The sequence below is a fragment of the Amycolatopsis sp. NPDC098790 genome (assembly GCF_044759945.1).
GTDB lineage: Bacteria > Actinomycetota > Actinomycetes > Mycobacteriales > Pseudonocardiaceae > Amycolatopsis.
Map to the genome: position 1 here is coordinate 2,375,068 of NZ_JBIWAI010000002.1, position 12,793 is coordinate 2,387,860.

Below are 12,793 nucleotides of genomic sequence, written 5' to 3' on the forward strand. Positions count from 1 at the left end.
CTCACGTGGCGACCGGATTGACCGTGCGAGACCAGGTATCGTTGTTCGCTCTCATGGTCGTGGCGCGGCCGGTGACCAATCGCGAATTGCGTGACCTGGCAGGTCTGGAAATCACCGCTGAGGTGCGGAGAAGCGTGAACCGCGAGGCCAAGCTGGTCACGACGACGAGGCGCGGCAGAGTCAACACCCACCGGCTCACCCCTGACGGGCTGAGCTGGTGCGACACCGCACTCGTAGCCGGCTGCCCGGACGGTGCCAAGTTCCCGGCTGGAGCCCTTTACGCCGTACTGGACAGCGTCGGTGCCTACCTGTCGCGCTCCGATACGAAGCTCGGCGAATTCTTCCGGCCCGACATCGAGACTTGGATCCGCGCGGCATACGCCGAGCTGACCGTCCGCCGTTCCCCCGGCAGTCCGGTCAAGTTGTCAGCGCTGCGTCCCTGGTTGGAGGACGTTCCCCGCGACGTCGTCGACGCCGAGCTCGACCGGATGATCGAACAGCCCGACGTGCGCCTGACGGCCGAACTCAACCGGAAGACGCTGACCGACGATGACCGGCGGGCTGCGGTCGAGATCGGTGGCGAAGCGCGCCATTTGCTGAAGATCGGTGCGGCATGAACCCGCAACTCGAGGCGCTGGAGCGATTGTCCATAACCACCGCGCCGACACCGGATGAGGTGTGGACGTCGCAGTCTTCTTACCACGTCGCGAGCCTTCACCCCGACGTGTCCCGGCGCCTCCTCGCCGCGATGGACGTGGTGAGCGACCATCGCACTCCCACCATATCCGTGGTACGAGGCGATAAAGGAGCCGGCAAAACCCACCTCCTCGGCTGGACTCGCCAACAGATTCAGTCGCGGAGCGGCTTCTTCTTCTACATCAAGCTGGTCACGGGCCGTGATTTTTGGGAGAGTGCCACCGGCAGCCTGGTCGACAGCTTGTACCGCAAAGACGACGGTGGCCACGAACAGCTACTTCTCCTGCTCGATGAACTCGCCCGGCGAGCCGGTCTCGACAACGACGTCCGCGCCGCCGTCATCGGTGAACGCGAGTTGACCCGAGCTCATCTGGACTCGTTCGTAAGCGGTATCAGGCGCCTGGACCGGCAGGTCGGCAACGAAGCGGGCTACACGGCCCGCGCGCTGGCGCTCGTCGCGTCCGCAGGCATGGCCGTCGAGGCAGGTACTTCCTACTTTGCTCTCAACGACGACGAACTGGAGCAGCGCACTGCGTGGGGACTGCCGTCACGCGCGCGGTCGGCTCAGCTCGTTCTTCGAGACCTCACCCGCCTCTTCGCCCTGGTCGGACCGCTGGTCTTCGCGTTCGACCAGCTCGACCATCTCGTCGAAATCTCGGAGACGTCCGAGAACTCACCCTCATCCGCCGAGCGCAGCGCGGCGAGACGCTTGAGCCTGGACATCGCCGCGGGGCTCATGGAGCTACGGGAGGAGACTCGCCGCACCCTCATGGTGGTCGCCTGCCAGTCGGATACTTGGCAAAAGATCTCGAAGGTGGCACTGGGTTCCGCTCTGGACCGCATCGATCTTCTGCCCGAGCTTGGAGCGATTCCTGATCGATCGACCGCCGAGCAGATCGTGGCCAGGCGTTTCCAGGCTGCCTACGCAGCGGCCGGCTTCGCGCCACCGAGCCCGACCTGGCCGATCGGCGCCGCCGCGCTCGCCGAGGCACCGCATCGCTACACCGTACGGCGGCTGCTCAGCCGAATCGCCGAACACGTCAAGAGTTGTTTGGACTCCGGGGCGGTCGTAGAGCTGACCTCGCTGGCCCCCGAACAGCCCGCTATAAAGGTCACGCTGGCACCAGAAGCCGGAGACGACACCCTGACCGAACGGTTCGAAGACCTGCGGAGGGAAGCCGACATCGCTTCGCCGTTCGCCAAGGAAACCGAAGATCGGCTCATGCCCGGCCTGATCGGCGCCGGCCTGAAAAGTCTGGTGCTGGAGCTCGACGGCGACTCCCGCTGCCAAGTCGAGATTGACTTCGGCCGCAATCCGGCGTTGCACGCGACGCTACACTATTCCATCGCCGAAGACATCGACGACGACATTCGTTGGTCCTTCCGGGCCATCTCCGCGGAAAAGGCGGTCGCGACCCAAGCGCGCATGCGAAACGCGATGAACGAAGCCGAACTGACCGCGGGCTCATCGGATCGACACCTGACCCTGCTGCGGAACACCCCCTATCCAGGAGGCCCCAAGAGCGACGAAATGAAGGACGACTTCTTGGCTCGTGGCGGATCATCGGTGCCGTTCGGCGCCGACGACGTCAGAACGTTCACCGCGCTGCGGGAGCTCCTCGCCACCAGTCCACCCGGTCTCGGCGCCTGGCTGAAGCAAGCGCGTCCGGCATCGCGGAGCGAGGTGCTTGCCGGCGTGCAGAGCGAGTTGCGACGTCATCTCGGCGGTTCTCGATCACCCGACCATTCGGAGAACGACAGCACGCCGCCCCGGTCCCAGATCACCATCGGCGTGACGAAGCGAGGTACCCGCCCCTTCACCGTGGCCGCGCGGCAGCTGCGCATGCACACTGCCGTGATCGGCGCCGCCGGTTCTGGAAAGACGGTTTTGATCAAACGGATCGTTGAACAGTGCGCGCTGCAAGGCGTCTCGGCCATCGTCCTCGACCCGAACGACGACCTCGGTCGTCTCGGTGACCGATGGCCGAGCACACCGGACGAATGGACAGAGGAACACGAGGCCGATGCTCGGCGCTACTTCTCCGACACCGAGGTGATGGTCTGGACCCCGGGCTTGAACCGCGGCCGCCCGCTGTCTTTTCACCCGCTTCCCGATTTCGGCCCGGTGCTGGGCGATAGCGACGACTTCACGCGCCTGCTTGCCTCCACAGTCGCGACGCTCGCGCCGCCCGCAGGCGTCCGCGGCAATGGCCCGCGCGCGACGAGGCAGCTGGGAATCCTCAAACGAGTGCTGAATCACTACGTACGCGACGGAGGGCAGAAACTGGCCGGATTCGTCGAGTTGCTCGGCGAGCCACCACCCGACACCGTCAACAGCAGGATGACCCGGCTGGCCGTCGAGATGGCGGACACCCTCGAGGCTTCGATGGAGACCGACCCCCTGTTCGGGGAGTCCGGCGCACCGGCCGATCCGGGGCTGCTCTTGACGCCGTCGACGGGAAAGAAATCTCGGATATCGGTCATCAGCTTCGTCGGGCTTTCAGGCGACGCGCCGGCCCGGTTCGTCAGCCGTTTGCAAGCCGCACTGTTTTCCTGGTTCAGGGCGCATCCCGCGGGCGACAGTCCGTTGGGTGGCTTGCTGGTCATGGACGAGGCACAGAACTTCGTTCCGTCGGGCAGCGCGAATCCCAGTACCGAAAGCACGGTCGAGCTCATCCGCCAGATCCGGAAGTACGGTCTCGGTATCGTGCTCGCCTCGCAGGCACCCAGGTCCATTCACCACCAGACTGTCGGGAACACGGCAAACCAGTTCCTCGGCCGGTTGACGGCGCAGGCCCAGATTGACGCAGCCAAGGCCATGGCGGCCTCGCGAACCTCGGTTGTGGACGATCTCGGCAGGCTTGGCCGCGGAACCTTCTATGCCGCGGGAGAAGGGACCGGCTTCAGCAAGATCGAGGTACCGATCTGCCTCAGCCACCACACCGGCCCCCTGCACGAGGAGGAGGTCGTCGAACGCGCCCGCCGCACCTGAGCGCTCGCCGGCGGGACGGAGTACCGGATGCAGTGTCCCGGTCGCATCGGGGCGCGCTGACCTCAATCAGCTCGACGCAGCCGGGAAGTCGCCCACTCCGCGTTCCACCAGGTCAAACGCCTGGTCGATCACCGCGACCTGGTCCCCCCGGACCACCTCCGCGTCCCCGCCCGCCACGATGCGCCCCATCGCGTGCGAAAACACCGTCGTGATCGCCGTCGTCAGCAAGCCCGCCACCATCCGGGACCGGAACACCTCGCCCGTCTCGGAAACCAGCACCTCCGCGATCGCCGCGGCGATCTCCCGCTCCTGCTCGTACCACCGGGCCGTCAACGCCGGGCTCGACGTCAGCACCCACCAGAACCCCGGGCCGCCGGTGATCGCGCCCGACAGGGGATGCCCCGAAGCCAACAGTGCGTGCTGGTGGGCGCGCAACGCCGCCACCGGGGACTCCCCGGCCGGGCGGGAACGGACCACTTCGGTCAACTCCGCCAGCCGGTCCGCGTGGCGGTCGAGGAACAGATCCTCCTTGCGCGGGAAGTAGTTGAACACCGTCATCTTCGAGACGCCCGCCGCCTCGGCGATCTCGGCCACCGTCACCTCCTCGAAGCCGCGCTGGATGAACAGGCCCGTCGCCACGTTCGAGATCAGCTCGCGCGTGGCCCGCTTCTTGCGCTCGCGCAGTCCGTGATCCGCCATGAACCGAGAGTATAGACCGAGCACAAAGTTTGACTCGGTAAAAGTTTCGCGGCATCATCGGAGCCATGAACAGGGATGTGGTGATCTCCGGGGGCGGACCGGTCGGGTTGATGCTGGCCTGCGAACTCCGGCTGAAGAACGTGGACGTGCTGGTCGTCGAGCGGCTGAGCGAGCCGGACACGACCATCAAGGCCGGAGCGGTCAACTTGACGACCGCCGAGGCCTTCTACCGCCGTGGCCTGCTGCCCGCGGTGGAGGAAGTCGTGCAGCAGAACGCCAAGCAGATCGAGGCGTTCCTGAAGTCACGCGGCGCGGGAGGACCGAAAGCCGCGATCCCGGTGGGGCACTTCGCCGGGATCATGATCGCTTCGGGCGGGGTCCACTTCGACGACCCCGCCTTCCGCGAGGTCGGGCCCGCCTCGCGCGTCGTCGTGATCCAGCAGCAGGCCGTCGAGGCGGTACTCGCCGCGCGCGCCGTCGAACTCGGGGCCGAGATCCGGCGCGGGGTCGAGGTAATCGGGTTCGACGCCGGCGACGACGGCGTCACCGTGCGGCTCGACGACGGCACCGAGGTCGGCGCGGCCTGGCTCGTCGGGGCCGACGGCGGCCGCAGCTTCGTGCGCAAGCACGCCGGGTTCGAGTTCCCCGGGACCGACCCCGCCATCACCGGGCGGCAGGCGCTCGCCGAGCTGACCGGCGCCGACGCACTCCCCGCCGGCTGGCAACACGGCAACGGCGGCCTCTACGTCCACGGGCCGATGCCCGGCCGGATGCTGACCGTCGAGTTCGACGGGCCGCCCGCGGACCGGACCACCCCGGTCACCGCCGAGGAGCTGGAAGAAAGCTTCCGACGCGTGTCCGGCGCCGACATCCGGATCAAGAAGATCCACAGCGCGACGCGCTTCACCGACAACGCGCGGCAGGCGAGCACCTACCGCCAGGGCCGCGTGCTGCTGGCCGGCGACGCCGCGCACGTCCACTCCCCCTTCGGCGGGCAAGGGCTCAACCTCGGCATCGGCGACGCCGTCAACCTCGGCTGGAAGCTCGCCGCGACCATCCACGGCACCGCGCCGGACGGCCTGCTCGACACCTACACGACCGAACGGCACCCGATCGGCGAGTGGGTCCTCGAGTGGACCCGGGCGCAGGTCGCGTTGATGCGCAGCGACGTCCGGACGAAGGCGCTGCGCCAGGTCGTCACCGACCTGCTGCTCACCGACGACGGCGCCACCTACCTGGCCAAGAAGCTCTCCGGGGTCCTGCACCGGTACCCGATCGACGGCGAGCACGACCTCACCGGCCGCGGCGCGCCCGACTTCGCGTTCGCCGACGGCACCCGGCTCGGCGAGCACCTCCAGGACGGCAAGGCGCTCCTGCTCGACCTCGCCGAGAACGCCGAACTGCGCGAGACGGCGAGCGGCTGGACCGACCACGTGACGACGCTGACGGCGAAGTGCGTCAGCGACCCGTCCCTCACCGGGGTCCTGGTCCGGCCGGACGGCTACATCGCCTGGGCCCGTGAGGACGGCACGACGACCGGCCTGGCGGACTCGCTGCACCGCTGGTTCGGCGAACCCGCCTGACAACGAAGAAAGGGGCGCGCCGGGAAACCGGCGCGCCCCAAGGAATTCAGTAAGCGACCGCGAAAGCGTGGCTCATCGCGTCGTAGTGCTTCGCCGTCGAACCGATCGCGTCGGGCAGGCCGCCCGACGCCATCTGAACCGCGCCCGTCGAGCCGCTCACCCAGTCGGTCTTCACGTAGAAGTTGAACTTCGGCACGCAGCCGTTGCCCGTCGCCGCCGTGAAGCGCGTGTTCAGCGGGACCACGTAGTGGTGGACGTCGCGGCGGACCAACGCCGTCACGCTCGAGGAGGCGTCCGACTTGCACAGCGTGCCGTCGGCCTTCCACTGGTTGACGAACAGCGTCACCCGGGCGGTCATGCTGTTCACCGGGCAGCCGTCCTTCGGCTCGGGGTAGCACGCCATCAGTTCCATGTCGCCGAACACGCTCAGCCCGGTCACCGGCGCCATCTCGAAGATGCCGGTGGCCGGCTCGCGGACCGTCGGGGCCGCGGAGCCGAGGCCGATGACGCGGCCCGGCGGCGTGTCACCGTCGTCGGCCTGCGGCGGCGTGCCGGCCGTCGTGTTCGCGACGCTGGTGTCCGCGAACTTCAGCTCGCCGCTCGCCAGCCGCACGGTCGAGTTGCCCAGCCCGAGGTTGGCGCTGCGCAGGTACGTCGTGCACGTGACGGTGCCCGCCGCGCCCGGGTGCACCAGGAACCGGGTCGTGACGTTGATGTCCCGCAGCGACGCCGGGGTGCCGGTGGCGCTCGCGATGATGACGTTCTGGCCGAGCACCTCGTTCTTCGTCCAGCCGCTCGTGCTCGAGCAGCGGACCTCGTTGTCGATCAGCGTCGTGTTGGACGCGTTGTTCGCGCGCAGCGTCGAGTAGACGTACGCGGTCTGGTTCGCCGTCATCGCCAGCTGCACCGAACCCAGCGCCGCGATGTACTGGGTCTCGTGCGGCGAGGTCACCGTGCGCGGGGTGAACGTCACCGACGTCGCCGCCTGCGCCGCCGGAGCGGCGCCGAGCAGCCCCGCGAACGTGGCCGCGCAGGCCACGGCCGCGGCGAAGATCCTGCGTTTCATCGAAGTCCCCTCAGCGGAAGTGGAATGATCGATCGGGACCGATTCTGCTGGCGGAGAGCGTGCCGCGAACCGGTCAAGACCGGACGTTGACCGCCTGCGGACACCGAGGAGACGCCGATGCACCCGCCGATCGAGCCCTACGACCAGGGGCTCCTCGACGTCGGCGACGGGCACCGGATCCACTGGGAGACCAGCGGGAACCCGGCCGGCAAGCCCGCGGTCGTGCTGCACGGCGGGCCCGGCCAGGGCTGCGTTCCGGGGATGCGGCGGATGTTCGACCCCGCGCGCTACCGGGTGGTGCTGCTCGACCAGCGCGGCTGCGGCCGGAGCACCCCGAACGCCGTCGATTCGGTGCGGGACAACACCACCGGCCACCTCGTCGCCGATCTGGAAAAGCTGCGGCAGCACCTCGGCATCGAGCGGTGGCTGGTCACCGGCGGGTCGTGGGGCACGACGCTCGCGCTGGTGTACGCCGAGCGGTTCCCGGAGCGCGTTTCGGAACTGGTGCTCAGCGCGATCAGCACCACGCGCCGCTGCGAGATCGACTGGCTCTACCGCGGGGTGCGCCGGTTCTTCCCCGAGGAATGGGCGCGGTTCAGCTTGGGCACCGAAAACGACGTCGCCGCGTACGCGCGGCTGCTGGCCGACCCCGACCCGGCGGTCCGCGACCGGGCGGCCGCCGCGTGGTCGCGGTGGGAGGACGTCGTGCTGTCGCTCGAGCCCGGCGCTCCCCCGGTGCGAGACGAACCGGTGGACGACGCGACCCTCGCGTTCGTCCGCCTCACAACGCACTACTACGCGAACGCGGGCTGGCTGGAGGAGGGCGCGGTGATCCGGGATGCCGGCCGGCTCGCCGGCATCCCGGGCGTGCTCATCCACGGCCGCCTCGACCTGAGCTGCCCGGTGACGACGGCGGTCGAGCTGGCCGAGGCGTGGCCCGGTGCGGAGCTGCTGGTCGACGACCACTCCGGGCACCGGGCCAGCGACGTCAAGCGCGCCTGGACGCTCGCGGCGCTCGACCGGTTCGCGGGTTAGCCCTCGGCGGCCAGCGTCACCGCCACGTCGATGATCATGTCCTCCTGGCCGCCGACGAGCGCGAGTTCGCCGCAGCGGCGCAGGATCGCCTGTGCCGGCACGCCGTACCGTTCGGCCGCACGCTCGGCATGCAGCAGGAAGCTCGAATAGACCCCGGCCCAGCCCTGGACGATCGCGTTGCGGTCCATTTTCGGCCAGCGGTTCAGGTACGGGCGGACGACCTCTTCGGCCGCGTCGAGGAGCCCGCCGACGTCGAGGCCCGTGTCGATGTCCAGGCGGTCGAACACCGCCGCGAGCACCTCGGTCGGCGAGTTGCCGGCGCCCGCGCCGAGCGCGCAGAGCGACCCGTCGATGTAGCGGACGCCGGCCTCGTACGCCAGCACGGAGTTCGCGACGCCGAGGCTCAGGTTCTGGTGGCCGTGGTAGCCGACCCACGCCGTGTCGCCGACCTCCGCGACCAGCGCCTCGAACCGCGCGCGGGCTTCGTGCATCAGCAGCGCGCCGGCCGAGTCAGTCACGTACGCCGCCTGGCAGCCCGCGTCGACCATGATCCGCGCCTGCTTCGCGAGGTCCTCCGGCGGCGTCCGGTGCGCCATCATCAGGAACCCGGCGGTCTCCATGCCGAGCTCGCGCGCCAGCCCGAAGTGCTGCGGCGAGACATCGGCCTCCGTGCAGTGCGTCGCCACGCGCACCATCTCCGCGCCCGCGTCGAACGCGCGCTGGAGGTCTTCCGCCGTCCCGATTCCCGGCACGAGCAGCACGGCGATCTTCGCCTGCTTCGCCTCTTCGCGGGCCGCGGCGATCAGCTTCAGCTCGTCGACGGCGGAGAAGCCGTAGGTGAACGACGAGCCGCCGAGGCCGTCGCCGTGGGTCACCTCGATCACCTCGACGCCGGCGCGGTCCAGCGCGCGCACGGTGTCGCGCACGTGCTGTTCGGTGAAGCGGTGGGCCATCGCGTGGCTGCCGTCGCGCAGCGTCGTGTCGACGATCCGGACGTCGTGCTTCAGTGCTGGCCGGGTCACGCCGGGACCTCCTGCTTCGCGCGCGCCATGAGCTCGCCGACGCGGGCGGCCGCGGCGGTCATGATGTCGAGGTTCCCGGCGTACTCCGGCAGGTAGTCGCCGTTGCCGCGGACTTCGAGGAAGATGCCGACGCGGGCGTTGCCGTCCCACTCCTCGCGCGCGTCGTCGAACTGGGGGTCCGCGCGCAACGTGTAGCCGGGGACATACTTTCGGACTTCTTCGGCCATTTCGTGGATGGACGCGGTGATCGCGTCGCGGTCGGCGTCGGGCCCGATCGCGCAGAACACGGTGTCGCGCATGATCATCGGCGGCTCGACCGGGTTGAGGATGATGATCGCCTTGCCGCGCCCCGCGCCGCCCACTTCGGCGACCGCGCTGGACGTCGTGCGCGTGAACTCGTCGATGTTCGCGCGGGTACCAGGTCCCGCGCCGCGTGAGGCGACCGACGCGACGATCTCCGCGTACGGCACCGGCGTCACCCGGGAAACCGCGTGCACCATGGGGATCGTGGCCTGGCCGCCGCAGGTGATCATCGAGACGTTCGGCGCGTCGAGGTGCGCGCCGAGGTTCACCGGCGGGCACACCATCGGGCCGAGGTGCGCCGGGGTGAGGTCGACCGCCTGGATGCCGGCCTCTTCGTAGCGAGGGGCGTTGGCGGCGTGCGCCTTCGCCGACGTCGCCTCGAACACCAGCTCCGGCAGCTCCTCCTGGCGCAGCAGCCAGTCGACGCCCTCGGCGGACGCTTCGATCCCCTGCGCGCGGGCGCGCTGGAGCCCGTCGGACTCGACTACGCCGACCATGTATCCGACTTCGATCACTTCGCTGCGTCGCAGCTTCGCCAGCAAATCGGTGCCGATGTTGCCGGGGCCGACGATCGCCGCTTTCACGGGTGCCATGCCCCCGACCGTCGCACCGGGCGCGTCGGCGAGGACAGTCTTGTGTTCCGACCAGCGGAACGTGCATGTCGGGCGCCGGTTTGATCACCCCGCGATCGGGGCAGCTTCGGAAGGCAACCGAACGAGGAGGCGCGATGGCCGGGCAGACCCCGTTGGCACGTGATCCCGAGGACGGCCCCGCTGTGCTGGCTCAGCCTGGCGGCGGGAGTGTTGCTCCTGGTGTCGAGCATCATCACCTTGACGACGGCGGCGGCGAGGGTGCCGGTTCTGGAAGTGATCGTCGCGGTGGTGGCGGTGGCGCTGATCGCCTTGGCGGGCGTCGGACTGGCCCGGCCGGACCTGCGCGGCCGCTGAGTCAGGGACGTACGCAGCGCTGGGTGTCGATGTCCCAGGTGCCGCCGCCGTTCAGGCAGTCGGTGAACTCGCGCTGTCCGTCGATCCACGCTTTGTGGCCGGCGCAGACCTCGAATTTCGTCTCGTCGCCGTCCCGGCACTGGTACCCGTATTGCGGCGGCTTCCGGGTCGGTGTCTTGCGGACCGGCGCCTTCTTCGTGGTCGCCGGGACCGTCGCGGACGTCGTCGCCGCGGCGCTCGACGTCGCCGGCACCGTGACGGTCACGACGGGTGTCGGCTCGATGGTGAGGATCGATTCGCTGGCGGGAGGCGGGTCCGGAGCACGCGGAGCTTGCGGAGACGCACCGCAGGCGGCCGTCGCCACGCCCGTGGCGAGCAGCAGCCCGCACCACCAAGACTTCACCGGTACACCTTCGACGAGTTCGAATCGGACAGCGGTGAGGTCGCCGAAGGGGCGGCGGCGGTTACAGCCGTCCGGTCGTCGTCGCCGGATCGCAATGCGCGGCCGCTGAGGTCAGCGCGGCCGGCGGCGGGTCGTCGTGCGGTGGGGAGTCGTCGGCTTCTTCGTTGTCGCCGTCGGCGGGTGCGCCCTCGTTGCCGGAGTCGTCGTGAGGGCCGGCGTCGTCGTCACCGTCGGTGGTTCGGTCGTCGTCGCCGGGGCCGGGGTGTCCGACGTGGACGGTGTCCGCGGGACCACCACGCCGGTGCCCGAGCCGCCTCCCGTGCACGCCGCCACCAGCAGACCCACCCCCACCACGGCACCGCACCACCACACCTTCACCCGCCGGACGTTAGCAGCGGCGAGCCGCCGGCGAGGGCGAAACCGGCCGGGTCCCGCGGCGGCGCCGGGGCCCGGCCGGACGTTCTCTACAGCTCCTCGTGGTCCGCGTGCGCCACCTTCGCCTCCGGGACCGGGCGGCCGTCGCTCACCCGGAAGTCGTCCACGTCGTCCAGGACGAACGTCGGGGTCCCCGCCACCTTGTCCGCGCGGCAGTGGTGCACGTCCAGATCCGCGACGTCGCGCGCCACGAACGCCGGGCGCGTGTCCGGCGCTCCGAATCGGACGTCCACATTGTCCAGACCGATCCCGCGCGCGTGCCGGATGAAGAACCCGTACGCCGGCAGCGTGCCGAACATCGACGGCTCCGGGTACGCCGTCTCCAGCTCCGGCGGGTTCTGGACCGCGTCGCCTGGGGTCAAGCCGCCCGCCAGGTGGTGGCGGATGTTGCTCAGCTTGACGTCTTCGATCGGGTGGCCCGGGATCCCCGCGAAGCACGACGGATACCTCGGGTCCGCGGCGAACGTCGTGACGTCGCTGATGCTCACCCGCCGCAGGAAGCCGACCGGGATGCCCGCCGGCCCGCGCATCCGCGCGCCCAGCCTCAGGAACAGCGGCATCTGGACGTTGCGCATCGTCAGGTTGCTGATCGTCACGTCCTCCAGCCAACCGCCGTCGACGGTTTCCAGTGCCAGGCCGCGGCAGTACTCGAAGACCACGTTCGAAATCGCGATGTTGCGGAACCCGCCGTTGGCCTCGGTGCCGAACTTGACCCGGCCGGTCCGGCCGTACGACGACGTCTTGAACGTGCCGTCGATCAGCGTGCCAAGGTCGTAGCCGCTCACGAAACAGTTGTCGATCGTGACGTTTTCCGTGTCCCGCACCCGGTTCAGCGCGTACGAGCTCTTCAGCACGATCGCGTCGTCGTTCGGCGAGTTCACCGTCGTGTTCGCGATCCGGACGTTCTTGCAGCAGTCGATGTTGATGCCGTCGCGGTTGGTGTCGATCACGAGACCGTCGATGCGGAAGTTGTCGACGCCGGTCGGCAGGATGCCGAAGTGCCCGCCGTTGACGATCGTGATGTCGCGGATCGCCACGTTGCGGCACAGCTTGAGCGCGATCGCCTTGTTCCCGTTGAGCGGCGCGGACTCCGCGCTGCCGCCCGCGACGAGACCCTTGCCATCGATCTTGCCCGGCCCCTCGATGGTGACGTTCTCCAGGTTCTCGCCCCAGATCAGGCTGTTGTGCCAGTGGCTGTGCCCGAAGTCCTGGTACGGGTTGCCCGCGCCCGGTTCGGCGGGGTCGTACCCCTTGCCGCCGGCCGGGGTGGCCGCGAGGATCGTCGCGTTCGCCGCCAGGTACAGCGCCACGTTGCTCTTGAGGTGGATCGAATAGCTCGCGTACGTCCCGGCCGGGAAGTACACGGTCCCGCCGCGGGTCGCGGCCGCGTCGATCGCGCGGTTGATCGCCGCGGTGTCGAGGGTGCGGCCGTCGCCCTTGGCGCCGAACTTGGTGACGTCGAAGACGCGGCCCGGCTCGTTCTCCTCCGCCCCGAAAGCCGGAGATCCGATGAATGGCAGCGCGGCCCCGGCCGCCGCTCCCCACGTGACCGCACGACGACGGCTCAACGGTCTGCTCACGAAAGCTCCCTTTCCTAGCCGCGGCGGAAACA

The 12,793-nt window shown here is 69.3% G+C and carries 12 protein-coding genes; 5 read left to right on the forward strand and 7 right to left on the reverse strand.

What is annotated here, in order from left to right; all coding sequences use genetic code 11:
- Positions 1-5 precede the first annotated feature (5 nt).
- On the forward strand, positions 6-617 hold the full coding sequence (locus tag ACIQWX_RS24705; protein ID WP_400875328.1) for a hypothetical protein: 612 nt from the start codon (positions 6-8) through the stop codon (positions 615-617).
- The gene (locus tag ACIQWX_RS24710; RefSeq protein ID WP_400875331.1) at positions 614-3,688 is read left to right on the forward strand and encodes a helicase HerA domain-containing protein; all 3,075 of its coding nucleotides are present in this window, start codon (positions 614-616) and stop codon (positions 3,686-3,688) included. Before ACIQWX_RS24705 ends, ACIQWX_RS24710 begins: the two co-directional genes overlap by 4 nt.
- A 66-nt stretch (positions 3,689-3,754) precedes the next feature.
- Here the strand turns inward: ACIQWX_RS24710 and ACIQWX_RS24715 are convergent, their stop codons facing one another.
- Positions 3,755-4,387: a TetR/AcrR family transcriptional regulator gene (locus ACIQWX_RS24715; RefSeq protein ID WP_400875334.1), complete on the reverse strand. Its 633-nt coding sequence runs from the start codon at positions 4,385-4,387 to the stop codon at positions 3,755-3,757.
- 65 nt (positions 4,388-4,452) lie between these two features.
- Between ACIQWX_RS24715 and ACIQWX_RS24720 the strand changes: the two genes are divergently transcribed.
- On the forward strand, positions 4,453-5,970 hold the full coding sequence (locus tag ACIQWX_RS24720) for an FAD-dependent monooxygenase (protein WP_400875336.1): 1,518 nt from the start codon (positions 4,453-4,455) through the stop codon (positions 5,968-5,970).
- Between the two features lie 46 nt (positions 5,971-6,016).
- On the opposite strand, the gene ACIQWX_RS24725 is transcribed toward ACIQWX_RS24720, so the two are convergent.
- Complete coding sequence (locus tag ACIQWX_RS24725; RefSeq protein ID WP_400875338.1) at positions 6,017-7,036, reverse strand: hypothetical protein; 1,020 nt, start codon at positions 7,034-7,036, stop codon at positions 6,017-6,019.
- Positions 7,037-7,153: 117 nt separating this feature from the next.
- Between ACIQWX_RS24725 and pip the strand changes: the two genes are divergently transcribed.
- Complete coding sequence (gene pip / locus ACIQWX_RS24730) at positions 7,154-8,071, forward strand: prolyl aminopeptidase (protein WP_400875340.1); 918 nt, start codon at positions 7,154-7,156, stop codon at positions 8,069-8,071.
- Here pip and dmpG read toward each other — a convergent pair.
- Positions 8,068-9,093: a 4-hydroxy-2-oxovalerate aldolase gene (gene dmpG, locus ACIQWX_RS24735; RefSeq protein ID WP_400875342.1), complete on the reverse strand. Its 1,026-nt coding sequence runs from the start codon at positions 9,091-9,093 to the stop codon at positions 8,068-8,070. The two genes, pip and dmpG, sit on opposite strands and share 4 nt — an antisense overlap.
- The gene (locus tag ACIQWX_RS24740; protein ID WP_400875344.1) at positions 9,090-9,989 is read right to left on the reverse strand and encodes an acetaldehyde dehydrogenase (acetylating); all 900 of its coding nucleotides are present in this window, start codon (positions 9,987-9,989) and stop codon (positions 9,090-9,092) included. The genes dmpG and ACIQWX_RS24740 overlap by 4 nt, the downstream gene beginning before the upstream one ends.
- A 159-nt stretch (positions 9,990-10,148) precedes the next feature.
- On the opposite strand from ACIQWX_RS24740, the gene ACIQWX_RS24745 reads away from it, so the two are divergent.
- Entirely contained in the window at positions 10,149-10,343 is a 195-nt protein-coding gene (locus ACIQWX_RS24745; protein ID WP_400875346.1) for a hypothetical protein, read from the forward strand.
- Position 10,344: 1 nt separating this feature from the next.
- Here the strand turns inward: ACIQWX_RS24745 and ACIQWX_RS24750 are convergent, their stop codons facing one another.
- The 3 genes from ACIQWX_RS24750 to ACIQWX_RS24760 form a co-directional block, all read right to left on the reverse strand.
- Positions 10,345-10,746 carry a hypothetical protein gene (locus ACIQWX_RS24750; RefSeq protein ID WP_400875348.1) on the reverse strand — a complete coding sequence of 134 codons (402 nt, stop codon included), beginning with the start codon at positions 10,744-10,746 and terminating at the stop codon, positions 10,345-10,347.
- Positions 10,747-10,807: 61 nt separating this feature from the next.
- Complete coding sequence (locus ACIQWX_RS24755) at positions 10,808-11,071, reverse strand: hypothetical protein (RefSeq protein WP_400875350.1); 264 nt, start codon at positions 11,069-11,071, stop codon at positions 10,808-10,810.
- Between the two features lie 139 nt (positions 11,072-11,210).
- The gene (locus tag ACIQWX_RS24760) at positions 11,211-12,701 is read right to left on the reverse strand and encodes a glycoside hydrolase family 28 protein (RefSeq protein ID WP_400875900.1); all 1,491 of its coding nucleotides are present in this window, start codon (positions 12,699-12,701) and stop codon (positions 11,211-11,213) included.
- Positions 12,702-12,793: the final 92 nt, after the last annotated feature.

Coding starts and splice junctions, on each gene's coding strand:
- ACIQWX_RS24715 (WP_400875334.1), bottom strand. CDS start 4,387: ATGGCGGATCACGGACTGCGCGAGCGCAAGAAGCGGGCCACGCGCGAG.
- ACIQWX_RS24725 (WP_400875338.1), bottom strand. CDS start 7,036: ATGAAACGCAGGATCTTCGCCGCGGCCGTGGCCTGCGCGGCCACGTTC.
- ACIQWX_RS24710 (WP_400875331.1), top strand. CDS start 614: ATGAACCCGCAACTCGAGGCGCTGGAGCGATTGTCCATAACCACCGCG.
- ACIQWX_RS24720 (WP_400875336.1), top strand. CDS start 4,453: ATGAACAGGGATGTGGTGATCTCCGGGGGCGGACCGGTCGGGTTGATG.
- ACIQWX_RS24740 (WP_400875344.1), bottom strand. CDS start 9,989: ATGGCACCCGTGAAAGCGGCGATCGTCGGCCCCGGCAACATCGGCACC.
- pip (WP_400875340.1), top strand. CDS start 7,154: ATGCACCCGCCGATCGAGCCCTACGACCAGGGGCTCCTCGACGTCGGC.